This is a genomic window from Glycomyces algeriensis (assembly GCF_027622855.1).
GTDB lineage: Bacteria > Actinomycetota > Actinomycetes > Mycobacteriales > Micromonosporaceae > Glycomyces > Glycomyces algeriensis.
Genome location: NZ_JAPZVR010000002.1, coordinates 625,176 through 649,307, shown reverse-complemented (window position 1 = coordinate 649,307; position 24,132 = coordinate 625,176). Strand labels below are relative to the sequence as shown.

Sequence of the window (24,132 nt, the reverse complement as noted above, 5' to 3'; positions counted from 1 at the left end):
CCACGAGCGAAGGGAGGGGCCGCGAGGCCCCTCCCTTTCGGTCTACCAGCCGCCGTTCCACAAGCGCTGGAAGTGCTGCGCATAGCGGTCGGCCACGTCCTGGTCCGCGACCCGCAGCAGGTTGTCGTCCGCGTGCTTCATGCCGTTGCCGTTCAGGTTGTGCGTCCCGGTCAGCACCACCGCGCGGTGCGTCCCGCCGAAGCTCGCCTCCGCCACGATGTACTTGTTCCGGTGCGCGTCGTGCACCTTCACATTGCTCGAACCGAGCTGCTCCTCGATCCATCGCGGACTCGACGTCTCGGCGTCGAGCACCACCACCCGCACGGTGCAGCCCAGCCCCTGGATGCGGTCGAGCTGGGTCCGCACGGACGGACGGTTCGACTGGAAGTTCGCGTGCGCCACCAGCACCCGGTCGCCCGGGGCGCACCCGGTGATCTCCCCGAGCTGCTCGGCCACCGCGTCGCTGCCGCGCGCGAACACCCACGCCCGCGCGAGACTGCCGGTGGTGCCCTTGTCCTTGTCGGTCCAGCCGTTCCAGTTCCCGGCGTACAGCCGGTTCCAGAACGACGTGTAGAAGTCGAACAGGCCCCGGTCGCCGTGGACGCCGAGGAGGTTGTGCGACTGGGTCGTCTGCGACCGGAAGAAGCTGAAGCTCGTCACGAGCACCGTGGGCGCGCCGCCCTGCTCGATGAGGAAGAACCGGTTGTGCATGGGGCCCTTGCGGGTCCCGTCCGCGTTCGGCAGGCAGGCGCCCGGGCACTGGCGGACCTTCACCCCGGCTGCCTTGAGCTTGCCGATGACCGGGTCGTTCGCGGACGGCTTGTCGGAGCGGGTGCCGAGCACGGCCTGCACGTCCACACCGCGCTTCTCGGCGGCGACCATGGCGTTCGCCAGCGGCGCCACGGGCGCGTCGAGCGTCCACTGGAAGACGGCGGCGCGGATCGTGTCACCCTCCCCTGTGGCGTCGACCTGCCGGGCGATCTCGCTGACGATCGAGGTGTCCTCGGTGCCGTTCGGATCGGTGCCGCACATCGTGTAGCCGCCGGTCCGGGCGCAGCCGGTGCCGGCCCCGTCGGCCTCGTCCGAAATGGTCAATGTCAGTGCCGCGAGCAGCGCGCCCGCCGCCGCCATGGCGATGATGCTCCGGTTCATCCGGTCCTCCGTTCTGCGGTGGCTGAGACCTGAACATGGCACGGGTTCGGGGCGGTGGCGGGCTTTCGGGCGGGTACCGGACGTTTCGCATGGTAGGGCGGTCACGGCCGTGTAATTTCCACGAGGGCGAAATGCGGTTGTTGTCAGGCGGATTCCTGGAAACGACGGTCGGATAGCCGACTATTTCTCAACAATTGATCAGAGGTCCCCACTCGCAATGCCGTCACGACCAGTGCAGTCAGGAGTCGTCATGAGTATGAGCGCCGCCGAAGGAGAACTGCCCGAGGAATTCCGCAACAGCCTTTCTGAACAGGCCCGTCAGGAGCCCGACCACCCGGAACCGCAGGTCCTCGCCGAGGAGCAGCCCCGACTGGCCGAGCCGGCGAGCGCCGGCTGGCTGTTCGTCGGCATGCTGCTGGTGGTGGCCGTGGGGGTGCTGCTGCTCCTCATCTTCGCGTCGGGCGGGAACGCGGACCAGTCGCTGATGCTCTAGGGAACACGCTTGCATCACTGCCGCCCCATCACGGCGCCGTCCGCGCTGCGGGAGTGGCAAGATCTGGACCGTGGAAACCTGGCGTGGAATAGACGCGACCCCCGAGGGCTGGCCCGCCTCCGTCGTCGCCATCGGCGTGTTCGACGGGGTGCACCGGGGCCATGCGGCCCTCGTCCGCACCGCCGTCAAGGCCGCGGCCGAGCGCGGGGCCCGCTGCGTCGTCGTCACCTTCGATCCTCATCCGACCGCAGTGGTCGCCCCGCACGCGATGCCGACGCAGCTCACCGGCATCGAGCGGCGCATCGAACTGCTCGGCGCGCTCGGCGTCGACGCAGTGTGCGTGCTGCCGTTCACGAAAGAGCTCTCGCAGCTGAGCCCGGACTACTTCGTGCGGCACGTCCTCGTCGGCGGACTGCACGCCAAGGCCGTGGTCGTGGGCGAGAACTGGCGCTTCGGCCACAAGGCCGCCGGCGACGTCAAGAAGCTCGCCGAGCTCGGCGAGGAGTTCGAGTTCGAGGTCCTGCCGCAGACGCTCACCGCAACTGAGCCAATTGACGGCTCGCAAGCTTCGCCGAAGGAGGAGGAAGCGTTCTCGTCGACCCGAGTGCGCGGCCTCATCGCCGCCGGGGACGTCGCGGAGGCCGCGGTGCTGCTCGGCCGCGACTACGGCATCGAGGGCACGGTGGTCCACGGGGCCGGGCGCGGCGGGACCGCGCTGGGCTTCCCGACCGCGAACATCGACTGGACGCCCGGCGCGGCGATCCCCGCTGACGGGGTCTACGCGGGCTGGTTCCACCACGACGCGCACCGGCACGCCGCCGCGATCAGCGTCGGCACGAACCCCACCTTCGAGGGCACCGCGCGCACGGTCGAGGCGCACCTGCTCGACTTCGACGGCGACCTCTACGGCGAGCACGTGCGGCTCGACTTCACCGCCCGCCTGCGGGGCCAGATCACCTTCACCGGGATCGAGCCGCTCATCGAGCAGATCGAGACCGACGTCGCAGACACCCGCCGGGCTTTGGACCTGGGCTGACGCCCTGTTAGCCTGGTCAGGTTGTCCAAGTGACCAGCCTGCTCGACACCGCGGGTTGGCCGTAACCATGAAAGGGTGTTCGAACATGGCGCTCGACGCTGAAAAGAAGGCCGCGATCATCAAGGAATACGCGACCAGTGAGGGCGACTCGGGTTCCACCGACGTCCAGGTCGCGATCCTGACGACCCGCATCCGCGAGCTCACCGCCCACGTGCAGGAGCACAAGCACGACCACCACTCGCGTCGTGGCCTGCTCCTCCTGGTCGGCAAGCGCCGCCGCCTTCTCAAGTACCTGAAGAAGGAAGACATCACGCGCTACCGTGCCCTCATCGAGAAGCTCGGCATCCGCGACAACGCTTAATCGCGACTTGTAAAGGGAGCGGCCCACCAGGGCCGCTCCCTTTCGCGTACCCCGTCAAGCGGGCTTGTGAGCGCGGCCATGCCAACGAGGCCGTTTCGCATCGTGCGGGCGGTCGTTAGTACTCGTGTGCTGCTCCGATACCGGTTCAGGGTCTACCCGACGGCTCCGCAGCGAGTGATGCTCGCGCGGACCTTCGGATGTGTGCGCACGGTCTGGAACGATGCGGTCGCGGCCCGCGAGGCGGCATTCCGGCAACGACTGCCGCATCCGTCCCTGGCGGTCTTGGACAGGACCCTGATAACTGAGGCGAAGCGCACCGCTGAACGTCGGTGGCTGGCGGACGTCTCGAACGTGCCGCTTCAGCAGTCGCTGCGAGACTGCCATGCGGCCTATCGCAACTTCTTCGACTCGTTGTCGGGCAGACGCAACGGTGGCCGAGTCGGGCCGCCGCAGTTCAAGCGCCGCACTGGAGCACAAAGCGCGCGATTCACTCGCAACGGGTTCACTCTGCGCCCGAACGGTCGCCTTTATCTGGCGAAGATCGGTGCTCTCAAGGTGGTGTGGTCTCGGAAACTGCCTTCGGCACCGTCGAGCGTGACGGTGATGAAGACACCGACTGGGAAGTTCTTCGTCAGCTTCGTCGTGACCGTCGATGACGGAGCGGAGCTGCTGGAACCGCTCTCCGATCCGGAGGCGGAGACCGGGATCGACCTCGGCTTGAAGGACTTCGCGGTGCTCCGAGGCGGGAAGGTGATCGACAACCCGCGGTTCTTTCGGCGGTTGGAGCGCAAGCTCAAGAAATCGCAGCGAGCCCTGTCCCGAAAGGCGAAGGGCTCTGCCAACCGGGGCAAAGCCCGCTTGCGGGTGGCGAAGGTCCACGAGAAGATCAAGCACACACGGTCCGACTGGATCGACAAGCAGATCAAGGCGCTGGTGAGCGAGAACCAAGCTCTCTATGTCGAAGATCTGCATGTCAAGGGTCTCGTTCGAGGTCGGATGGCGAAGTCGATGCTTGATGCCGGGTTCGGCATGTTCCTCACCCGGCTCGAATCCAAGGCGTCCAGGGCGGGCCGTACCTTTGTGAAAATCGACCGGTACTTTCCCTCCACCCGGTTGTGTTCGACCTGCGGGGCCTTGACAGGGCCGAGCGGCTTGGCGGGCCTGAAGCATCGTGCGTGGCGATGTGGGTGTGGCGCGCACCATGACAGGGATGTCAACGCAGAGATCAACATCAGACGTGAAGGTAAGCGTCTCGTGGCCGCCGGGCTGGCGGACACGTGAAACGCCTGCGGAGCCTGTGTCAGACCCGGGAGACTGGGCAACGGGCGTCGAAACAGGAACCCACCCGTGGATGGGCCGCCGTAGGCGACCCGCAAGCCGGGGATCACCTTTCCTTCGGGGAGGCGAGGATGTCAAGTATGGTGGGGGCTGAGCACACGCTCGACCGCGGCGCCTCAGGGAGGCGCGGCGCGGCCCGCCAGAGACCGCCCCGGTCCTCGGTAGTGGCATCCGGAACGTCCCGCACGACGCGGGACCGAGCTTCCGAGTGCTTCGATCGAAGACCGGAAAAGCGCGCAGGCGAGCCGCATTCCGAACGACGCAGTGCGCTGCACTGCAAAAGGAGATCGACACTCTATGTCCGATAACGAACGGACACCCGAGGCCTTCAACCTCGGGGAGCACCACGCCACCGCCGTGATCGACAACGGCGCCTTCGGCACCCGCAAGATCGTCTTCAGCACCGGCCGCCTGGCCAAGCTGGCCCAGGGCTCCGCGATCGTCCAGATGGACGACACCGTCGTCCTCGCGACGACCGCCGCCTCGAAGAACCCGAAGGACCACTTCGACTTCTTCCCGCTCACCGTGGACATCGAGGAGCGGATGTACGCCGCCGGGCGCATCCCGGGCTCGTTCTTCCGCCGCGAAGGCCGCCCGAGCGAGAACGCCATCCTCACCTGCCGCCTGATCGACCGCGGCCTGCGCCCGTCCTTCGTGTCGGGTCTGCGCAACGAGGTCCAGGTCATCGGCACGATCCTCTCGGTCGACGCCCGCGACGAGTACGACGTGGTCGCCATGAACGGCGCCTCCATGTCGACCCAGCTCGCCGGCCTGCCCTTCTCGGGCCCGCTGGGCTCGACCCGCATCGTCCTCATCGAGGGCACCTGGGTCGCGTTCCCGACCCTGGAGCAGATCGAGAAGGCCACCTTCGACATGATCGTCACCGGCCGGGTCCTCGACTCGGGCGACGTCGCGATCATGATGGTCGAGGCCGAGGCCACCGACAACACGATCAGCCTCATCGCGGCCGGCGGCACCAAGCCGACCGAAGAGGTCGTCGCGAGCGGCCTCGAGGCCGTCAAGCCGGTCATCGCCGAGCTCGTGCGCGCCCAGGCCGAACTGGCCAAGGTCGCCGCGAAGCCCGTCGCCGACTACCCGCGCTTCCTGGACTACCAGGACGACGCGTTCGCCGCCGTCGAAGCGGCCGTCTCGGCCGAGCTCGACCAGGCGCTGCAGATCGCCGACAAGACCGACCGCCAGGACGAGCTCGACCGCGTCAAGTCGGTCATGCTCGAGAAGCTCGGCGCGGACTTCGAAGGCCGCGAGGCCGAGCTGGGCGCTTCGCTGCGCTCACTCACCAAGAAGCTGGTCCGCAAGCGCGTCATCACCGAAGGCGTCCGCATCGACGGCCGCCTCCCGGCGTACATCCGGCCGCTCGCCGCCGAGGCCGGGATCCTTCCCCGCGTCCACGGCTCGGCCCTGTTCGAGCGCGGCGAGACCCAGATCATGGGTGTCACCACGCTGAACATGCTGCGCATGGAGCAGGCCATCGACACGCTGTCGCCGGTCAGCAAGAAGCGCTACATGCACAACTACAACTTCCCGCCGTACTCGACCGGTGAGACCGGCCGCGTGGGCTCGCCCAAGCGCCGCGAGATCGGCCACGGCGCGCTCGCCGAGCGCGCCCTCGTGCCGGTGCTGCCGAGCCGCGAGGAGTTCCCGTACGCGATCCGCCAGGTCTCCGAGGCGCTCGCGTCCAACGGTTCGACCTCGATGGGCTCGGTCTGCGCGTCCACGATGTCGCTCATGAACGCCGGCGTGCCGATCAAGGCCCCCGTCGCGGGCATCGCGATGGGCCTCATCTCCGAGGAGGTCGACGGCGAGACCAAGTACGTCACGCTGACCGACATCCTCGGCGCCGAGGACGCTTACGGCGACATGGACTTCAAGGTCGCCGGCACCGCCGAGTTCGTGACGGCCCTGCAGCTGGACACGAAGCTCGACGGCCTGCCGTCGGACGTGCTGGCGCAGGCGCTCCAGCAGGCCAACGACGCCCGCCACGCGATCCTCGACGTCATGCTCGACGCGATCAGCGAGCCGGGCGAGCTGGCCGCGACTGCGCCGCGCATCACGACCCTGAAGATCCCCGTGGACAAGATCGGCGCGATCATCGGCCCGAAGGGCCAGACGATCAACCAGATCCAGGACGACACGGGCGCGGACATCACCGTCGAGGACGACGGCACGATCTACGTGTCGGCGGAGAACGGCGAGGCCGCTCAGGCCGCGGTCGAGACGATCAACGCGATCGCGAACCCGACCCTCCCGAACGTGGGGGACCGGTTCCTAGGCACGGTCGTCAAGACCACCGACTTCGGCGCGTTCATCTCGCTGACGCCGGGCCGCGACGGCCTCCTGCACATCTCGAAGGTCGGCGACGGCAAGCGCGTCGAGCGGGTCGAGGACGTGCTGAGCGTCGGCGACAAGGTCGAGGTCGAGATCGGCGACATCGACAACCGCGGCAAGATCTACCTGGACAAGGTGTACCCGGAGGGCCAGGAGCCCGAGGGGTACAAGAAGGGCCGTCCGGCCGAGCGCAAGGAGTCCCGCGGGGACCGGGGCGACCGCGGTGACCGCGGCCCGCGCCGCGACCGCGAGCGCTCCGGCGAGCGTTCCGGCGGGGGCGAGCGCAGTGAGCGCCCGGCCTCCGGCGGCGAGCGCGGCGGCTCGAGCGACGGCGAGCGCCGCCGTCGCCGCACCCGCCGCAGCGACGAAGGCGGAGGCTCGGAAGAGTAAATGAGTCGACCCCAGACTCACACGCTGATTGACGATCCGCTGGGCGGCACGGTCCGAGTGACCGTGCTGCCCGGCGGTTTGCGTGTGCTCACCGAATCCGTTCCGACCATGCGTTCCGCCTCGGTGGGCGTGTGGGTCGGCGTGGGGTCCCGCGACGAGGCCCCCCAGCTCGCCGGCGTCTCGCACTTCCTGGAGCACCTGCTGTTCAAGGGCACCGAGAAGCGCACCGCCACGGAGATCGCCGAGGCCGTGGAGGCCGTCGGCGGCGAGTCGAACGCGTACACCGCGCGGGAGCTGACCTGCTTCTACGCGCGCGTGCTCGACGACGACCTGCCGATGGCGGTCGACGTGCTGGGCGACGCCATGTGCAACTCGCTCGTGACCGCCGCGGACGTCGAGGTCGAGCGCGACGTGATCCTCGAGGAGATCGCCGCGTCCGCCGACGAGCCGTCCGACGTGGTGCACGAGCTGTTCTCCCTGGCGCTGTTCGGCGACGGGGCCCTGGGCCGGGACATCGCCGGCGACCCGGACACGGTCCGGGCGCTCACCCGCGACCAGATCTTCGACTTCTACCGGCAGCACTACCGGGCCCCGAACCTGACGGTGTGCGCGGCGGGCGGGGTCGACCACGCCGAGACCGTGAAGCTCGTGGCGGAGGCGTTCGCGCCGATCCTGGGCGGCGCCGACGTGCCGCGCCAGCGCCGCCACGACGAGGACCTGCTGCCCGCGCCGGTGCCGCTCATGGTGGAGCACCACGACACCGAGCAGGCGCACCTGGTGGTGGGCTGCCGCCTGTTCTCGCGGCACGACCCGCGCAAGGACGCCTTCGAGGTGCTGAACAACATCCTCGGCGGCGGCATGTCGTCGCGGCTGTTCCAGTCGGTGCGCGAGCGGCGCGGCCTGGCGTACACGGTGTACTCGTTCTCGACGTACTTCGCGGACACGGGCATGTTCGGCGTCTACGCCGGCTCCAACCCGGACCGGGTCCACCAGGTTCGCGACCTGGTGCTCGCGGAGCTCGCGACGGTGGCCGCCGAGGGCGTCACCGAGGCGGAGCTGCGGCGCGGCCAGGGCATGAGCAAGGGCGGCATGGTGCTGGCGATGGAGGACTCCGGTTCGCGCATGAACGCGCTGGGCCGCGAGGAGCTGCTGTACGGCGAGCACACGAGCCTGGAGCAGGACATCGCCGACATCGAGGCCGTGACGGTGGAGCAGATCAAGGCGGTCGCCGCCGAGATCCTGACGCAGCCGATGACGACCGTGGCCGTGGGGCCGTTCGAGCAGAGGGATTTCGCATGATCAAGGTGGGTGTGCTCGGCGCGCACGGACGCATGGGCACGGCCGTGTGCGAGGCGGTTGACGCCGCCGAGGACATGGAGTTGGCGGCGACCGTGGACCGCGACGAGTCCCTGGACGCCCTCGCGGGTGTCGACGTGGTCGTGGACTTCACGCTGCCCGACGTCGTGATGGGCAATCTGGAATGGTGCGTCGAGCACGGCATCCACACCGTGGTCGGTGTGTCGGGCTTCGACGCGAAGCGCCTGGAGGCCGCGCGCGAGATCATCGCGGCGGACCCCGAGGTCGGTTCCGTGATCGCCCCGAACTTCGGGATCGGCGCGGTGCTGATGATGCAGTTCGCGGCGAAGGCCGCCAAGCACTTCGACTCGGCGGAGATCATCGAGTCGCACCACCCGCGCAAGGTCGACGCGCCTTCGGGCACGGCCGTGCACACCGCGCGGGTGATCGCGGCGGCCCGCGCTGAGGCCGAGCTGCCCGACATGCCGGACGCGACGGAGACGGACCCGCAGGGTGCGCGCGGTGCTGAGGTCGAGGGCGTGCGGATCCACGCGGTCCGCTCGGCGGGGTACGTGGCGAGCCAGGAGGTGCGCTTCGGCGGCCCCGGCGAGCGGTTCGCGATCAGCCACGACTCGCTCGACCGGGCCTCGTTCATGCCCGGCGTGCTGCTGGCGGTGCGCGAGGTCGTGAAGCGCCCGGGCCTGACGGTGGGTCTGGACGACCTGCTCGACTGAGGTATTCGCAAACCAGCGCCATTTGCAAACCAGGACTGCACGAAGAAGGGCCCGTCGAAAGGCGGGCCCTTTTCGCTGCCCCGCTACTCGATGGCGGGGCTCTCGCTGGCGGTGTCGTCCTGCGGCGTGGGGCTGGGGGTCGCCTCGGAGCCGCCGGATCCGGTCTCGGGACTGGGGGAGGGGCTGGGCGACTCGGTGGTCGCGGACTCGCTCGGGGAGGTGCTCGCCGAGGGCGCCTCGGAGGTGGGCGTCTCGCTCGGGGACCCGGATTCGGTGGGGGCCTCGGAGGTCGTGGGGCTCTCGGGGGCGTCGCTCTCGATGTGGGTCTCGATGACGGTGGTCTCGGAACCGTCGCTGACGAACCGCTCGGGGTCGCCGGTGAGGGCGCCGAGGAGGAACAGCGCGATGATCGTGAGGGCGAAGACGAGGACGCTGGAGACGAGGATGGCCACGAGGGTCCGCTTGTTCGACTGGGTCTTCGAGACGTGGCCTTCGGGGGCGGGTTCGGCCGGGATCACGATGACGTCGGTGTCGGCGGTGCCGAGGACCTCGGTGGCGTCCGAGCCGGCGTCGGCGTCGGCCGCGTCGAGCGGCCGGGTGGCGTCGGGCCGGTCGAGGACGGCTGTGGCGTCCTGGTCCGGTTCGGTGCCGGGGACCTTCGCGACGGCCGTGGCGCTGCCGGGTCCGAGCGGCTGCGTCACCGCGGCGGCCTTGCCCTTGGCAACGGGCGCGAGCGCGGTGATCTGCTCCTTGATCTTCTCGCCGGTGCGGCGCATGGCCCGCAGGATGAGGACGGCGCCGATGGAGGAGCAGACGCTGAGGACGGCGGTTCCTGCGAGGGTGCCCCAGAGGCCGAGGAGTTTGGCGAGGACCGCGCCGAGGACGGTGGCGCCCGCGGCGGCGAGGACCTGGCCGATGCTCAGTTCCATGCCGGGGTCGTGTTGCTTGTGCCCCTTGCTTTTCGACTCGTACTGAGTCACCGGCCCTCCCCGCTGGTGTTATCGATCCGTTATGCCGACAGGCTCACCAGAATACGGGCCGTAGGTGAGACGGCTACGGTTTGTGCTGGAGCTAACGGCTCAGGAAGACGGGTTGCCGACGGAGTACCGGCGCAAACGCCCCCACTGCCACAGCCACAGCAGCCCGCAGACGACCAGCAGGAATACGACGCCGGCGATGAGGAACGCGACGCCGTTGTTCTCGACGGCGGTGGCGTTGAGGTCGTACTCGGCGCCGGGGGTCATGGTCCAGGTGACGGTGCGCCCTTCGAGGGTGCCGTTGTGCTCGGTGACGCGGGCGGGGAAGTCGACGCTGAGGAGGATCTCGGCGTCCTCGAACGCGGTGGGGTCGAGGAACCCGGCGGCGCGCAGGTCCCAGTGGCCTTCGAGGCCGTACTCGCGGCCGGTGTGGTCGAGCCGGAGGTAGCCCCAGTCGTCGCCGCCGAATTCGGCGAAGTCGGCGAGCGGGCGGTCGGTGAAGGTCGCGGTGTAGCCGCTGTAGCCGTCCTCGTCGTACGGGGTGCGCTCGGTGCCGGGCACGCCGTCGAGGAGGGCGTCGAGGAACGCGTCGAGCTGCGCCTGGTCCAGGCCCTCGTCGGCGGCCTGGGCGACGAACTCGTCGCTCCAGGCGGCGGTGAACACGCCGCCCACGGTGTCGTCGGGGCGGACCTGGAGGCCGAGGTCCAGCCGGAGGCACCCGGAGGTGGCGACGAGCAGTCCGAGCGCGGCGGCGACGGCGAGCGCGCGGCGAGTTTTCATGCCCAGCATGCCCTGAGCCTAGGCCCGGAAAAGCGCCGATTCGGCGGTTTCGACCGACTTGCGGTGCGCGGATTGCCAGACCCGTACGGCACCCGGACCCGGCGAAGCTCGCGGGCCGGCGGCCGGGCCTCCCCGATTGCTCGCTCCGCGCCTGTATGTCGTGCTCGCCTGCCACCGGACCCGGCGATGCTTGCGAGCCATAACTCGACAAGGCTCCGGGGCCCTGAGCTCGAGCCCCCGATTTCTCCGGCCGTACCCGCCGAACCCGACCCGTTCGCCCGTTCCCGTTAGGCTGTCGGGGAGGAGGCGATGTGTGCGCAGTCGATGAGGCCACGCTGGCGTCAGAGCCGAGCCAGGGCCCGCCCGAACCCAAGCGCGGCAACCCGGTCCAGCGCTGGGTCGCCGGCGTGCTCGGGCACCCCGCGTTCGCGCCGCTCGCGATCCTCGGCTGCTTCTCGGCCGCCGCGGCCGGCATCGTCGTCACGGACCCGACCGACAACACCGGCCCCAGCACCTGCCTGTTCAAGATCGCCACCGGCTTCGACTGCCCCGGTTGCGGCGGGACCCGCGCGTTCTACTACCTCGTCACCCTCAACCTGCCCGAGGCCGCGCGGCACCACCTCATGGCCGTCTTCGCCGCCCCGTTCATCGCCTGGATGTACCTCGCCTGGGCCCTGCCGCGCCTCGTCCCGCGCCGCACCTGGCGGCTCCCGACCTTCCACCTCACCCCGAACGCCCTCACCGCGTTCCTCATCGTCTGGGGCGTCTTCTTCGTCGCCCGCAACCTGCCGTGGGAGCCGTTCAGCTTCTTCTACGTATGAGAAAGGCCCGGCCGCGCGAGCGGCCGGGCCTCATGTGGGTGTTGGGTTGCAGCTTTTACGCGTAAGCGCTCGCGCGGTGCAGGTAGATGTCGCCCGAGACCGAGCGGGCCCGCACTTCGAGGCTCGTGCCGGTGCTGGACGGCGCCGGCGAGGTGTCGCCCGTGGCCAGCTCCGAGGTGACCGAGCCCGCCTTGGCGTCCAGGTCCACCCAGATGTCCGTGCCCGGGATCACGCCGAGGCTGATCCGGCCCGAGACCGTGTTCGCCTTGACCGAACCGGAGCGGAGCGCGCTCAGCTCGATCCCGCCCGAGAGCGTGTTCACGTTCGCGTTCGAGTCGAGCCGCTCGGCCGTGATCGAACCGGCCACCGTCTTCGCGGAGAAGTCCCCGCCGACGTGGTCGGCCCGCACCTGGCCCGAAGCGGTGTTCGCCCGGAAGTCCTCGACCGCGTCGATGACGCTGATCGAACCCGAGACGGTGTTCGCGCGGACGCTGGTCGCGTTCTCCACCGTCGCCGAACCGGCGACCGTGTTGATCGAGACCGCGCCGAGCTTGCCGTGCAGGCTGATCGGCGCCGAAGTCGTCTTCACCGAGATCTCCGAGCGGACCGGCACCTTCACCGAGAGGTGGACGCCGATCTCCTTGCGGAAGAACCAGTTCTGCGCCTTCTCCGGGGCCACGACGCGCAGGTGCCCGTTCTCGAACTCGACGCGCGCCAGGTCGGCGGCGTCGGCGTCCCCTTCGGTGCGGCGCTGCGCGGGCTTGACCTCCACGAGCACTGTGTTGAGCTCGTGGGCGGTGACGGTGACCGAGCCGTCGGCGAGGGTGATCGCCGCCGTGATCGGCCCGTCGTGGGTGAATTCGGTGTACTCGTTCATGCTCGGTGCTCCTAAGCCCTGGCGTAGCCGGTGATGCGCTGGCTGTACTTCGCGCCGGCGGGCTGGCCCGAGGTGCGCGAGATGTGGACCGCGTTGTTGATCGCGCGAACCAGCCAGGCGTTGACCGAGGCGCCGTCCGAGGAGGCCGCCTTCTCGACGTCCTCCTTCAGCGACTCGGGAAGACGCAACGTGATGCGGGCGACGTCGTCGTCCACCGGCGGGGCCGGAGGCGGCGCGATCTCGGCGGTCTCGCCGCCGCTCACCCGCAGGTCCACTTCGCGGCCGCGCACGCGCAGGTCGACCGAGGCCGAGGAACCGGCCTGGTCGAGGCCCGCGGTGATCTCGGCGGCGGCCTCCGAAAGGGCTTCCATGAGCGCCAGGCGAGCCCCCGCGTCGAGCGCCTCGGACAGCAGTTCAGCGGTCCGCGCGGCTTCCTCGCCACCGGGCGCGGCGGCAGCGGTGAGGCTCCGGCGGAGCGATTCGATATACGGCGTCAAGTCCATGACACCATGGTGACATCATTTCTGACGTCTGTCAAGCGGCGTTCTGAAACCAGACAGTGCGATCCGAACCACCACCCCCACCCGCACACCGCCCCGACACCCCCCGAAGCCGGGCGCGTGCCGGACCACACTCCGCAGCCGAGTACCCTCAGGGAGTCGAGAACCAGCAGTAACAGGCACCGAACACGAAACGAGGGGGAGCGGGGATGCCCGAAATCGTACCGATGGACGTCCGACTCATCGCCTGGACGCACTTCGAGTCCCCGGCCGACGTCCCCTGGGAGACGGACGCCGACGGCGGCCAAGCCCTCGCCGAATTCGCCGGACGCGCCTGCTACCAGTCCTGGAAGAAGCCCAACCCCAAGACCGCCACGAACGCCGGCTACCTCGAGCACATCCTCCAGGTCGGCCACCTCTCGGTCCTCGAGCACGGCACCGTCAGCTTCTACCTCAGCGGCATCTCCCGCTCCCTGACGCACGAGCTGATCCGCCACCGCCACTTCTCGTACTCCCAGCTCTCCCAGCGCTACGTCCCCGAGCGCGACGCCGCCATGGTCGAACCCGACGCCATCGCGAACGACCCCGAACTGCACCAGCGCTTCCTCGCCGCGGCCGAAGCCGCCCAGAGCGCCTACAACGACCTCCTCGAAGGCCTCGAGAAGCAGTTCGCCGACGTCGCCAACCCCACGCTGCGCCGAAAGCAAGCGCGCCAAGCGGCGCGTGCAGTACTCCCCAACGCCACCGAGACCCGCATCGTCGTGACCGGCAACTACCGCGCCTGGCGGCACTTCATCGCCATGCGCGCCTCCGAGCACGCCGACGTCGAGATCCGGGCGCTGGCCGTCGAATGCCTCAAGCAGCTCAAAGAGAAGGCCGCCAACGTCTTCGCCGACTTCCAGATCACGAAGCTCGACGACGGCACCGAGGTCGCCTCCAGCCCCTACGTCACCGAGGGCTAGAGCCGCGGGCATCTCCCCAAACCACCGAGCCGCGGCTCGCAAGGAGCACGGAAGGGCCGGTCAAAGGCCCGCAGGGCTCCTTGAGCGCCGTTTCGCGGTGGCGCGGCGGAAAAACTTGAGACAGTTACAAACGCAGCGAGCGGCCGGGCGCAGGCGCCCCGGCCGCCGGACCAAGCATTGGTGAAGCAACATGCGCAACGCAACGCGCCCCTTCGGGCGAACACTCGCGGCCATGATCACGCCGTTCACGCCCTCGGGCGAACTCGACGTCCCCGGCACCGCCGCCCTCGCGCGCCACCTCGTCGACGAGCAGGGCTGCGAGGGCCTCGTCGTCAACGGCACCACCGGCGAATCCCCCACCACCACCGACGCCGAGAAGACCCAGGTCCTCGAGACCGTCCTCGAAGCCGTCGGCGACCGCGCCCACATCATCGCCGGGGCCTCCACCTACGACACGCGCCACTCCGTGCGCCTCGCCCAGGAAGCCGAGAAGGCCGGCGCCCACGGGCTCCTCCTCGTCACCCCGTACTACAACAAGCCCACCCAGGCCGGGGTCGTCGCCCACTTCTCCGCGATCGCCGACGCCGCCGACCTGCCGGTCATGCTCTACGACATCCCCCCGCGCTCGGTCATCGGCATCGAAGAGGACACCTTCGAGCGCCTCGCCGAGCACACCCGCATCATCAGCGTCAAGGACGCCACGGGCGACCTCGCCAAGGCCCAGCGCGTCCGCGCCAACACCGGCCTCGCGTTCTACTGCGGCGTCGACGAACTCAACCTCGCCGCCTACGCCACCGGCCAGGTCGGCATCGTCTCCGTCGTCGCCCACCTCGTCGGCAAGCACCTCAACGCCATGTTCGACGCCTACGACGACGGCGACACCGCCAAGGCCGCCGAGATCAACGACCGGCTCCTGCCCGCCGTCACCGCCCTCATGGGACGCGGACCCGGGATCATCGCCGTCAAGGCCGGACTGGGCGGCCAAGGCGTGCCCGCCGGCGAACCCCGCCTGCCGCTCCTGCCCGCGGACGAAGTGCTCGCCGCCGATATCGCCACCGCCCTCGCCGACCTGAAGGAGGCCTGATGGGCCTGACCCGTCCCAAGAACCTCGGCGCCCCCGGCGCCCTCCCCGAAGGGGCGCTGCGCGTCATCCCCCTCGGCGGACTCGGCGCCATCGGACGCAACATGACGCTCTTCGAATACGAAGGGCGCCTGCTCATCGTCGACTGCGGGGTGCTCTTCCCCGACGTCGACCAGCCCGGCGTCGACCTGATCCTGCCGGACTTCACGCAGATCCTCGACCGCCTCGACGACATCGAGGCCATCGTCGTCACCCACGGCCACGAGGACCACATCGGCGCGATCCCCTACCTCCTGGAGCACAAGAACGACATCCCCGTCGTCGGCTCCAGGTTCTCGGTCGCCCTGGTCGAGGCCAAGCTCCGCGAGCGGCGCATCAAGCCCGCCGGCGTCGTCGTCGCCGAGAACGAGACCCTGCAGCTCGGCCCGTTCGGCTGCGAGTTCCTCGCCGTCAACCACTCCATCCCGGACGCGCTCGCCGTCGCGATCCGCACCGAGGCCGGCCTGGTGCTCCACACCGGCGACTTCAAGATGGACCAGCTGCCGCTCGACGGCCGCATCACCGACCTCGCCGGCTTCGCCCGCCTCGGCGACCAGGGCGTCGACCTGCTCCTCTCGGACTCCACGAACGCCGAGATCCCCGGCTTCGTCACCTCCGAGCGCCAGATCGGGCCCGTGCTCGACCGGCTCTTCGAGGACGTCAAGGGCCGCATCATCGTCGCGTCCTTCGCCAGCCACGTGCACCGCGTGCAGCAGGTCCTCGACGCCGCCTACGCCCACGGCCGCAAGGTCGCCTTCGTCGGCCGCTCGATGGTCCGCAACATGGCGATCGCCCGCGACCTCGGCCTCATGGAGGTCCCCGAGGGGCTCCTCGTCAGCATGGACGAGGCCGTGCGCCTGCCCGCCGACGAGATCGTCTACATGTCCACCGGCTCGCAGGGCGAGCCGATGAGCGCCCTGGGCCGCATGGCCTCCGGCGACCACCGGCACATCGCCGTCGAGCCCGACGACACGATCATCCTCGCGTCCTCGCTCGTGCCCGGCAACGAGACCGCCGTGTACGGCGTCATCAACCGCCTCGCGCGCACCGGCGCCACCGTGATCCACAAGGACGTCGCGAAGGTCCACGTCTCCGGCCACGCCCCCGCGGGCGAGCTGCTGTACGTGCTTAACGTCGTCAAGCCCTCCAACATGATCCCGGTCCACGGCGAGGCCCGGCACCTCCAGGCGCACGCGCGCCTCGCCATCGAGTCCGGCGTCCCGGCCGACCAGGTCATCGTCATCGAGAACGGTGACGTCGTCGACCTGATCGACGGCCGCGCGCGGCTCGTCGGGCACGTCCCGAACAACCTGATCTATGTGGACGGCCTCTCCGTGGGCGACGTCGGCGAGCCCGTGCTCAGCGAGCGCCGCATGCTCGGCGACGGCGGCTTCATCGCGGCCACGGTGGTCATCGACTCCGAGAACGGCAAGATCGTCGGCGGCCCCACGGTCTCGGCGCGCGGGTTCTCCGAGGACCCCAAGGCCTTCGACGGGGTCCTGCCGCTCATCGACGACGCCATGGAACGCGCCGCGGTGGACGGCATCACCGACCCGCACCAGCTCCAGCAGATCCTGCGGCGCACGGTCGGCAAGTGGGTCAACGACACCTACCGCCGCCGCCCGATGATCGTGCCGCACGTCCTTGAAGTATGAGAGGACGCTTGAGGCGCAGTTTTGGAGTATGTGAGGACGCCTGAGGCGCAGTCTCGGAGTATGAGGGGACGCCTGAGGCGCAGTCTGGAATTCTGCGGGACCGCAGTCTTGTAGCAAGCGAACGCAAAGCGGCGGGGCCGCGCCCATTCGGGCGTGGCCCCGCCGCTTTCTCGACGTTACTGCTGCGGGTTGTGACCCGGCCAAGCGTTGCCCGGCGGCGGCTGCTGCTGGGGCTGGACCGGCACCTGCATGGTCTGCGGCGGCGGCTGCTGCTGGTACGGCTGCGCCGCGTACTGCGGCTGCTGGGCGGGCTGCTTCGGAGGCGACCAGCGCATCAGGAAGATGCTGGCGGCCAGGAGCCCCGCGGCCAGGATGTAGAGCCAGATCCCGCCTCCGGCGCTGGCCTCAACGTCGAGATCGAGGTCTTCCCACCCCTCGGTGTTGAAGGTGCGGTTGAGTTCGATGACGGGGTGCAACGCGGCGGCGACGGTGATCGCGGCCAGGCCGATGCCGCCGAGCTTGGCGGCCCACTGGAGGCCGGGCTTGACGCCGACGGCGGCCCAGCCGGCCAGGACGACGAGGACGAGCGCGGGGGTGAGGCCGGGGAGCTCGACGCCGACGGTGCCGAGCCCGAAACTGCCGGCCTCGTCGGCGTCGCTGCCGCTCAGCGAGATCTGGGGGATGAGGGTGCCCACCGCGAGAAGCAACAGGCCGGCTCCGGCGAGGCCGAGCCCGACCGGCGTCGGGCGGTCGGGGCCGCTCGGGAGGAGCTGCTGGTAGACCGGCTGCTGCGGCTGGCTCGGCTGGGGCTGAGAAGCGTAATGCGGCGGGTGGGCTGCGGGGTCGCTCAAAGGAGGATCACACCTAACTGTGCATCACGGTGAGGATGGGTCACCTTGTCGGGCATGGGCATGCCGTTCCACATCCTAAAGGGTCCCTGCCAGTCGCGAGGTTCGCTCGCCTCCCCGGAGGCAAGGCGCTGACCTGGGCGTGGACGGAATGTCGTACCCATCAGGTATTTTTGTGCCAGGGGTCCCTTAAGGGGGATTTATCACTTTAAATCGGTATTTGCTAGCTTCTCGCGCGGATCGGCAGCGGGTTCGGCGGTTCGACTCGGATCTCGTTGACGACCATGTCCTCGGGGGTGTTGAGGACACCGACGATGGTCTGCGCGATCGACTCCGGGCTCGTGGCGCGAGCGCTGTCGTAGTCCGCGCCGTACTGCTCCCGAACGCTGCGCTGCATGTCCGTGGCGAAGTGCGAGGGGTACACGCTGGTCACCCGCACACCGTTCGGCTGCTCCTCGCCGCGCAGCGAATCCGCCAGCGCCCGCAGCGCGTGCTTGCTCGCGGCGTACGAGCTCCACTTCGGGCCCGCGGCGAGCCCCGCGCCCGAGTTGACGAAGACGACGTGGCCTCGGGCGGCGCGCAGCGCCGGGAGCAGCACCCGGGTGAGCTCGGCCGGGGCGGTCACGTTGATCGTGAGCGTCCGCTCCCACTGGTCGAGCGGTTGCTCGGCGATGGGGCCGATGTGGGCGATCCCGGCATTGTGGATCACCGCGTCGAGTCGTTCGAGGCCGAGCGCGGCCACCGCGTCCGCGATCGCCGCCGGTTCGGCCAGGTCGAGCACGAGCGCCCGGTCGTGCGGCACACCGTCCAGTGCGGACTCGCTGCGGGCGTGCGCGATCACCTTGTCGCCGCGGGCGGTGAGCTGCGAGGCCAGGGTTCGCCCGAGCCCGCGGCCCGCGCCGGTCACCAGAATCGTTTTCGACATGCCGTCACATTAACCGTTTTCATGGTTGCCTTCGGACCGACTCGGCTCGGCATGAGGGCGGTAACGTATGGGGCATGATGGCCAGGACGAGCGGCAGTTCGGGCGGCGCCGCCCGCAAGGGGGGCGCGGTCCGCAAGAGCAGTGCACCCGCGGCGCGCCGCAAGCCCGCCGCCTCCACCGCCAGATCTCCCGCTAAGCCCGCCCCCCGCAAGGCGGCGAAGTCGACCGCGAAGAAGACCTCCGCTAAAAAGACCACCGCCAAGCGGGCCGCCAAGAAGGCGACCGCGAAGCGCAAGGGCATGGACGCGGTCCCGGGGCCGCTCGAGGCGCTGGGTCTCGGCCTGCGCGGTCTCTGGGTCGGCACCGCGCGCTCCACGGGCTGGATGGCCCGTTCCGTAGGCAAGGAGGCCGCCACGGCCCGCGACATCGATCCCGCGCACCGTCGAGACGGTCTCGGGCTCTTCCTCATCGCCATCGCGATCGTCCTGGCCTGCGCGGTCTGGTTCGACGTGGCCGGCCCGATCGGGGAGCGGCTCGCGTTCATCCTCGACTGGCTGCTCGGCCTGGCCACCCGCGCGCTCCCGGTTTTGCTGGTCCTGTGGGGACTGCGCGTGATGCGGCAGGTGGCGCCCGAAGAGGCGCACGGCCGCTCGCTGGTGGGCTGGACCTCGATCTGGCTCTCGAGCCTCGGCCTGCTGCACCTGATCTCCGGCCTGCCGTCCGACATGAGCGAGCGGATGGTCGCGGGCGGCCAGATCGGCTGGATCGTGGGTGGCGGCCTGGCGCTGGGCGTCTCGTCGTACGTGGCGTTCCCGCTGCTGATCCTGCTGCTGCTCTTCGGGGTCCTGGTGGTGACGGCGACGCCGCTGAACCAGGTGCCGTACAAGCTCGGGCGCCTGTGGGACCTGGCGACCGGCCGGGTCGACGCCTATGAGGACGACGAGGAGGAGGGCGAGGAGCCCACTCCCCGTAAGACCCGCGCCGAGAGCCGTGAAGCGAAGCGGCTCAAGGAGGAGGAGGCCCGCCGGGTCCACCGGCCGACCACGGTGCTGCCGCGCCTGGCGCCCGAAGAGGTGCCGGAGCTCAACTCCGAGCACGTGTCGGCGCGCGACTCCACTCCGCTCAACACCCCGATCGCCGAACCTGAGCCGGTGCGCGAACCGCCGAAGCACTCGCCGCCGCCCAAGCGGATCGAGCAGCCGACCCTTTCGGACGGCGGCGCGGCCATGGACGGCGACTACCGGCTCCCGTCGATGGACCTGCTCCCGGTCGGCCCGACCGCCAAGAAGCGCTCCAAGGCCAACGACTCGGTGATCGCCGCTCTGCAGGAGGTGTTCGCGCAGTTCCAGGTGGACGCCGCGGTCACCGGCTTCACGCGCGGCCCCACGGTGACCCGCTACGAGGTCGAACTGGGTCCGGCGGTGAAGGTCGAGCGGATCATCCAGTTGTCGAAGAACATCGCTTACGCGGTGAAGAGCTCGGACATCCGCATCATCAACCCGATCCCGGGCAAGAGCGCGGTGGGCGTCGAGATCCCCAACACCGACCGCGACGACGTGGCGCTGGGCGACGTGCTCCGCTCGCCGCTCGCGCAGTCCGACGCGCACCCGATGATCGTGGGCCTGGGCAAGGACGTCGAGGGCGGCTACGTCCTCACCAACCTGACCAAGACCCCGCACTTGCTCGTGGCCGGCGCAACCGGCTCAGGTAAAGCCCTGGCCCTATTTGAGCCGATTCCGATTCCCGGCGGCTGGTCGACCATGGGCGAGCTGCAAGTCGGCGACCGTGTGTTCGACGAGTGCGGCGTTCCCTGCACGGTCATCGCGGCTACCGAGGTCATGGAGGACCGGCCTTGCTACGAGGTGGAGTTTTCCGATGGAACGGTCATCATCGCGGATGCTGAGCACCAGTGGGTGACCACGACGCGTTCTGACCGCTCTAAAGCGCGGCGTCGCAAGGATGATTCGTACTGGTCCGAGGACGAGATCCTCTGGATCAAGACGCGCGCCCATTCGGTCCTCAGGCTGCCGGACGTCCCGATGTCGACCACACAGGTCATCGATGACATCGGTGTCCGGTACAAGGATGTCCTCTTCCAGGTCGTCAAGGAAATTCCGGTGGAGGAAGGCGCCGCGAGCACGTTCTACGAGCGGGGCGGGAAGACCGTCCGGACGCGTGTGCCCGTGCGATCCGGCCACGCCATGTACCAGGCACTGGCGGACCGCGTCTCGATGCCGGGGCGATCAGCGAGGCGCCAGGAGCGGCAGCAGATCTCGACGACCGCCGAGATCGCGGCCACGGTGCGGGTGGAGGGGCGAGGTCAATCCTGGGCGAACCACTCGGTAGCAGTAGCCGGGGCACTGGCTCTGCCCGCTGCCGACCTGCCGATCGAGCCCTACACACTGGGATGCTGGCTCGGCGACGGCTCGACCGGCTCCGCCCAGTTCACCACCGCGGATGAGGAGATCCTCGAAGGGATCCGAGCCGATGGCTACGCTGTCACCAAGCACCCGAGCGCAAAGCTCCACTACACGATCTCGAACGCCCCCGAAAGGGAGCGGCGGATCGACGCGGCGATCGATCTGGCAGAGCAAGGCGTCGGTCCGGTTCGAGCGGCACGTCATGCCGGAGTCGGCATCTCCGCCGTGGCGGCCGCTGCAAAGGGCCGGTTCGCGGTAGGCCGCAATGGCAGAGCTCAGCCCGATTCACCGCCGAGCGAGCCCTACCGCCCCCTGAGCGCGCTGTTCAAGGCGATCGGGTCCAAGCACATCCCGGGGCAGTACCTGCGCGCATCCGAGCCGCAACGGCGCGAGCTGCTGGCAGGCCTGCTCGACACGGACGGGACCGTTTCGAAGCAGGGCAACATCGTCTTCGCCGTGACCAGCAGGCGTCTGGCGTACGACTTCCTTGAACTAGTGCACAGCCTCGGGTACCAGGCGACTGTCGCAACCCGGCCCGTGAAAGGGCGGAAGCCGGAGACCTCGGTCTGCTATTCGGTCTCTTTCACCACCTCGGACCGAGTCTTCCGCTTGAGCCGGAAAGCCGACCGGCAGATCGCCTCTACCCGGCCGACCACCCGCGAGCGGTACATTGTCGATGTCCGACCGGTGCCTTCGGTTCCGGTCCGGTGCATCGAAGTCGACAGCCCGAGCCATCAGTTCTTGGCGAGCCGGTCGATGATTCCCACGCACAACTCGAGCCTCATCAACACCTTGCTGGTGTCGATGCTGGTGCGGGCCACTCCTGAGCAGGTGCGGTTGCTGCTCATCGACCCGAAGCGGGTCGAGCTCACGAACTACGAGGGCGTGCCGCACCTCGTCCATCCGATCGTCACCAACCCGAAGAAGGCGTCCGACGCCCTTCAGTGGGTGGTGAAGGAGATGGACATGCGCTACGAGGACCTCGCGAAGGCCGGTGTGCGGCATGTGGACGACTTCAACCGGAAGGTGCGCTCGGGCGAGCTGAAGACCGACCCGGCGTCCGGCCGGGAGCTGCGTCCGCACCCGTACCTGCTGGTGATCGTGGACGAGCTGGCCGACCTCATGATGGTGGCGGCCAGGGACGTCGAGGAGTCGGTGGTGCGCATCACCCAGCTGGCCCGCGCGGCCGGCATCCACCTGGTGCTCGCCACGCAGCGGCCCTCGGTGGACGTGGTCACCGGTCTCATCAAGGCGAACGTGCCGTCGCGGCTGGCGTTCTCGACGTCGTCGCTGGCGGACTCGCGGGTCATCCTCGACCAGCCGGGCGCGGAGAAGCTCGTGGGCCGCGGTGACGGGCTGTTTCTCCCGATGGGCGCCTCCAAGCCGGAGCGCATCCAGGGCGCGTGGGTCAGCGACGCCGAGATCGAGGCGGTCGTGGAGCACGTGAAGTCGCAGATGGAGCCGCAGTTCATCGAGGAGGTGACCGCGACGCCGGGTTCGACGCGCGAGATCGACCCGGACATCGGCGACGACCTCGAACTGCTCATCCAGGCGATCGAGCAGGTCGTGACCACGCAGTTCGGTTCGACCTCGATGCTGCAGCGCAAGCTGCGCGTGGGCTTCGCGAAGGCCGGGCGGCTCATGGACCTCATGGAGACGCGAGGCGTGGTGGGCCCTTCGGAGGGGACGAAGGCTCGCGACGTGCTGGTGAAACCCGACGAGCTGGACGGTGTCATCGCCTCGCTCCAGGGCTGAAGACGAGCGAAGGGCCGGTCCGCGGGAGCGGGCCGGCCCTTCGGCGTGTCGCTAGGCGAAGCTGACGGCGAGTTCGTGGTTCTTGTCGCCGCTGATCGGCATGTCGATGTCCTCCGCGGGCCACTTGACCGGTCCCTTGGGGTGGAAGCTCAGCGTGTAGTCGAGCGAGGCGGCGGGCACGTCGTACGTGAGGGTGAACGTGCGCCAGACGGCGTCGGTCAGGTCCTCGTCCACGTGTTCGGACGTGATCGGCGTCAGGGTGCCCTCGGCGTCCGCGATCTTGAACGCATCGTTCACGTCGAGGGGCCATTCGAGGCCGTTGGCCGAGTGGAGCCACCCGAACTCGACGGTGAGCAGCGCCCGGTCCGGTTCGGCGACCCAGCCCGCGCCGGGCTGGAAGACCTCGCGGGACAGGAAGAACTGGCTCTGGTAGCGCCAGTCGTCGAAGCTGTACTCGTAGCTGCCGCGGGTGGCGGAGCCGTCCACCGAGCCCTCGACGACCTCGGACTCGGCCGCGGTGCTGCCGGTGTACAGCGCCTGGATGAGGCCGTCGCGGGTACGCGCACGCAGGTCCATGGTCTGGGTGCGCTCGACGTCGACCACTTCGAGCGTGACCGGGGCGTCCTTCTCGGCGACCGTGAGGAAGACCTCGCCGGGGGCGGGCACCTCGCCGTCGAAGTCCCAGGCGTGGTCGCCGATCTTCAGCGTCGCGGCCAGTTCCCCGGCCTCGGCGTTGAACGGCGCCTCGACGCCCGGCTCCTGCGAGAACTGGACGAGCGTGAACTCGTACCCGGGCTGGGGCGAGTACAGGTTCGGGTTCTCGCCGAACAGGTAGTCGAGCTGGAAGCCCTCGGGCAGGGCCTCGAACGAGACCAGGCACTCGACGCGGAGCGCGAAGTGGGCGCCCATGAGCAGGCCCTCGTCGTCGGCGAACCGCGAGGCGTCCCCCTCGGGGCACACCGAGACCGGGACTTCGCTGCTGGTGAGCGTGTAGCCGGCGCGCGTATGGAGCGTGCCGGTGGGCGGGGCGCCGCAGGCGGCGACAGCGGATACCGCGACGGCCGCGCAGAGCGCGAGCACGGATCGGCGGATCGCCTGGGGACCGCGGGCACGGCGATGGGCTGGGGCGATGTCTTTGGGGGACATAAGCGCAAGCCTAAGGTATGGCCACCACGTGCGGCGATCCCCTGTTGCCCCTGCGCAGACGGGCACTGAAACGACCGGATTGTCCGCTCCGTAACCGACTCATAACCGGTCGATCGACGCGTCTGGGGTAAGGCCGGTCACCCCGCCGACCAGGGTCACTGTGGCCCGGCCCGCCGCCGGGGGCATTCGCGGCCCGCCGG

General features: G+C 69.4%; 20 protein-coding genes. 12 read left to right on the top strand and 8 right to left on the bottom strand.

Going from position 1 to position 24,132, the window contains the following annotated elements; all coding sequences use genetic code 11:
- Positions 1-42: 42 nt before the first annotated feature.
- Positions 43-1,152: a phospholipase D-like domain-containing protein gene (locus O2L52_RS06195; protein ID WP_270114463.1), complete on the bottom strand. Its 1,110-nt coding sequence runs from the start codon at positions 1,150-1,152 to the stop codon at positions 43-45.
- Positions 1,153-1,402: 250 nt separating this feature from the next.
- Between O2L52_RS06195 and O2L52_RS06190 the strand changes: the two genes are divergently transcribed.
- From O2L52_RS06190 to dapB, 7 genes are all read left to right on the top strand, one after another.
- Positions 1,403-1,645, top strand: a complete 243-nt coding sequence (locus O2L52_RS06190) for a hypothetical protein (protein ID WP_270114462.1) — start codon at positions 1,403-1,405, stop codon at positions 1,643-1,645.
- 70 nt (positions 1,646-1,715) lie between these two features.
- The gene (locus O2L52_RS06185; protein ID WP_270114461.1) at positions 1,716-2,681 is read left to right on the top strand and encodes a bifunctional riboflavin kinase/FAD synthetase; all 966 of its coding nucleotides are present in this window, start codon (positions 1,716-1,718) and stop codon (positions 2,679-2,681) included.
- A gap of 85 nt (positions 2,682-2,766) precedes the next feature.
- Positions 2,767-3,042, top strand: a complete 276-nt coding sequence (rpsO, locus tag O2L52_RS06180; protein ID WP_270114460.1) for a 30S ribosomal protein S15 — start codon at positions 2,767-2,769, stop codon at positions 3,040-3,042.
- 78 nt (positions 3,043-3,120) lie between these two features.
- Complete coding sequence (locus O2L52_RS06175) at positions 3,121-4,323, top strand: RNA-guided endonuclease InsQ/TnpB family protein (protein WP_270114480.1); 1,203 nt, start codon at positions 3,121-3,123, stop codon at positions 4,321-4,323.
- A gap of 354 nt (positions 4,324-4,677) precedes the next feature.
- Positions 4,678-7,116, top strand: coding sequence for a polyribonucleotide nucleotidyltransferase (locus tag O2L52_RS06170; RefSeq protein ID WP_270114459.1), 2,439 nt, complete (start codon positions 4,678-4,680; stop codon positions 7,114-7,116).
- Positions 7,117-8,415 (top strand): M16 family metallopeptidase, encoded by a 1,299-nt coding sequence (locus tag O2L52_RS06165; protein WP_270114458.1) that lies wholly within the window; start codon positions 7,117-7,119, stop codon positions 8,413-8,415.
- Positions 8,412-9,146 carry a 4-hydroxy-tetrahydrodipicolinate reductase gene (dapB, locus tag O2L52_RS06160; protein ID WP_270114457.1) on the top strand — a complete coding sequence of 245 codons (735 nt, stop codon included), beginning with the start codon at positions 8,412-8,414 and terminating at the stop codon, positions 9,144-9,146. Before O2L52_RS06165 ends, dapB begins: the two co-directional genes overlap by 4 nt.
- Positions 9,147-9,229: 83 nt before the next feature.
- On the opposite strand, the gene O2L52_RS06155 is transcribed toward dapB, so the two are convergent.
- Together O2L52_RS06155 and O2L52_RS06150 are read right to left on the bottom strand one after the other, a co-directional pair.
- On the bottom strand, positions 9,230-10,075 hold the full coding sequence (locus tag O2L52_RS06155) for a hypothetical protein (RefSeq protein ID WP_270114456.1): 846 nt from the start codon (positions 10,073-10,075) through the stop codon (positions 9,230-9,232).
- A gap of 150 nt (positions 10,076-10,225) precedes the next feature.
- A complete protein-coding gene (locus O2L52_RS06150) occupies positions 10,226-10,912 on the bottom strand; it encodes an LppM family (lipo)protein (RefSeq protein WP_270114455.1) in 687 nt (228 codons plus the stop codon).
- Positions 10,913-11,214: 302 nt separating this feature from the next.
- On the opposite strand from O2L52_RS06150, the gene O2L52_RS06145 reads away from it, so the two are divergent.
- Positions 11,215-11,724, top strand: coding sequence for a DUF2752 domain-containing protein (locus O2L52_RS06145; protein ID WP_270114454.1), 510 nt, complete (start codon positions 11,215-11,217; stop codon positions 11,722-11,724).
- Positions 11,725-11,779: 55 nt separating this feature from the next.
- Here the strand turns inward: O2L52_RS06145 and O2L52_RS06140 are convergent, their stop codons facing one another.
- Together O2L52_RS06140 and O2L52_RS06135 are read right to left on the bottom strand one after the other, a co-directional pair.
- Entirely contained in the window at positions 11,780-12,601 is an 822-nt protein-coding gene (locus tag O2L52_RS06140) for a DUF4097 family beta strand repeat-containing protein (protein ID WP_270114453.1), read from the bottom strand.
- An 11-nt stretch (positions 12,602-12,612) separates the two neighbouring features.
- A complete protein-coding gene (locus O2L52_RS06135; RefSeq protein ID WP_270114452.1) occupies positions 12,613-13,104 on the bottom strand; it encodes a hypothetical protein in 492 nt (163 codons plus the stop codon).
- Positions 13,105-13,310: 206 nt separating this feature from the next.
- On the opposite strand from O2L52_RS06135, the gene thyX reads away from it, so the two are divergent.
- The 3 genes from thyX (at position 13,311) to O2L52_RS06120 (ending at position 16,838) form a co-directional block, all read left to right on the top strand.
- Positions 13,311-14,063: an FAD-dependent thymidylate synthase gene (thyX, locus tag O2L52_RS06130; protein ID WP_270114451.1), complete on the top strand. Its 753-nt coding sequence runs from the start codon at positions 13,311-13,313 to the stop codon at positions 14,061-14,063.
- 190 nt (positions 14,064-14,253) lie between these two features.
- A complete protein-coding gene (gene dapA, locus O2L52_RS06125; RefSeq protein ID WP_270114450.1) occupies positions 14,254-15,147 on the top strand; it encodes a 4-hydroxy-tetrahydrodipicolinate synthase in 894 nt (297 codons plus the stop codon).
- A complete protein-coding gene (locus O2L52_RS06120) occupies positions 15,147-16,838 on the top strand; it encodes a ribonuclease J (RefSeq protein WP_270114449.1) in 1,692 nt (563 codons plus the stop codon). Before dapA ends, O2L52_RS06120 begins: the two co-directional genes overlap by 1 nt.
- 176 nt (positions 16,839-17,014) lie before the next feature.
- Here the strand turns inward: O2L52_RS06120 and O2L52_RS06115 are convergent, their stop codons facing one another.
- Complete coding sequence (locus O2L52_RS06115) at positions 17,015-17,689, bottom strand: hypothetical protein (RefSeq protein ID WP_270114448.1); 675 nt, start codon at positions 17,687-17,689, stop codon at positions 17,015-17,017.
- Positions 17,690-17,909: 220 nt separating this feature from the next.
- A complete protein-coding gene (locus O2L52_RS06110) occupies positions 17,910-18,611 on the bottom strand; it encodes an SDR family oxidoreductase (protein ID WP_270114447.1) in 702 nt (233 codons plus the stop codon).
- A 74-nt stretch (positions 18,612-18,685) separates the two neighbouring features.
- On the opposite strand from O2L52_RS06110, the gene O2L52_RS06105 reads away from it, so the two are divergent.
- Positions 18,686-22,786 carry a DNA translocase FtsK 4TM domain-containing protein gene (locus tag O2L52_RS06105; RefSeq protein WP_270114446.1) on the top strand — a complete coding sequence of 1,367 codons (4,101 nt, stop codon included), beginning with the start codon at positions 18,686-18,688 and terminating at the stop codon, positions 22,784-22,786.
- A gap of 51 nt (positions 22,787-22,837) precedes the next feature.
- Here the strand turns inward: O2L52_RS06105 and O2L52_RS06100 are convergent, their stop codons facing one another.
- Complete coding sequence (locus O2L52_RS06100) at positions 22,838-23,932, bottom strand: hypothetical protein (RefSeq protein ID WP_270114445.1); 1,095 nt, start codon at positions 23,930-23,932, stop codon at positions 22,838-22,840.
- Positions 23,933-24,132 lie beyond the last annotated feature (200 nt).

Bases quoted from the DNA above. Each gene is read 5' to 3' on its own strand.
- O2L52_RS06195 (WP_270114463.1), bottom strand. From the start codon at position 1,152: ATGAACCGGAGCATCATCGCCATGGCGGCGGCGGGCGCGCTGCTCGCG.
- O2L52_RS06190 (WP_270114462.1), top strand. From the start codon at position 1,403: ATGAGTATGAGCGCCGCCGAAGGAGAACTGCCCGAGGAATTCCGCAAC.
- rpsO (WP_270114460.1), top strand. From the start codon at position 2,767: ATGGCGCTCGACGCTGAAAAGAAGGCCGCGATCATCAAGGAATACGCG.
- O2L52_RS06175 (WP_270114480.1), top strand. From the start codon at position 3,121: ATGCCAACGAGGCCGTTTCGCATCGTGCGGGCGGTCGTTAGTACTCGT.
- O2L52_RS06170 (WP_270114459.1), top strand. From the start codon at position 4,678: ATGTCCGATAACGAACGGACACCCGAGGCCTTCAACCTCGGGGAGCAC.
- O2L52_RS06165 (WP_270114458.1), top strand. From the start codon at position 7,117: ATGAGTCGACCCCAGACTCACACGCTGATTGACGATCCGCTGGGCGGC.
- dapB (WP_270114457.1), top strand. From the start codon at position 8,412: ATGATCAAGGTGGGTGTGCTCGGCGCGCACGGACGCATGGGCACGGCC.
- O2L52_RS06155 (WP_270114456.1), bottom strand. From the start codon at position 10,075: ATGGAACTGAGCATCGGCCAGGTCCTCGCCGCCGCGGGCGCCACCGTC.
- O2L52_RS06150 (WP_270114455.1), bottom strand. From the start codon at position 10,912: ATGCTGGGCATGAAAACTCGCCGCGCGCTCGCCGTCGCCGCCGCGCTC.
- O2L52_RS06140 (WP_270114453.1), bottom strand. From the start codon at position 12,601: ATGAACGAGTACACCGAATTCACCCACGACGGGCCGATCACGGCGGCG.
- O2L52_RS06135 (WP_270114452.1), bottom strand. From the start codon at position 13,104: ATGGACTTGACGCCGTATATCGAATCGCTCCGCCGGAGCCTCACCGCT.
- thyX (WP_270114451.1), top strand. From the start codon at position 13,311: ATGCCCGAAATCGTACCGATGGACGTCCGACTCATCGCCTGGACGCAC.
- dapA (WP_270114450.1), top strand. From the start codon at position 14,254: ATGCGCAACGCAACGCGCCCCTTCGGGCGAACACTCGCGGCCATGATC.
- O2L52_RS06120 (WP_270114449.1), top strand. From the start codon at position 15,147: ATGGGCCTGACCCGTCCCAAGAACCTCGGCGCCCCCGGCGCCCTCCCC.
- O2L52_RS06110 (WP_270114447.1), bottom strand. From the start codon at position 18,611: ATGTCGAAAACGATTCTGGTGACCGGCGCGGGCCGCGGGCTCGGGCGA.
- O2L52_RS06105 (WP_270114446.1), top strand. From the start codon at position 18,686: ATGATGGCCAGGACGAGCGGCAGTTCGGGCGGCGCCGCCCGCAAGGGG.
- O2L52_RS06100 (WP_270114445.1), bottom strand. From the start codon at position 23,932: ATGTCCCCCAAAGACATCGCCCCAGCCCATCGCCGTGCCCGCGGTCCC.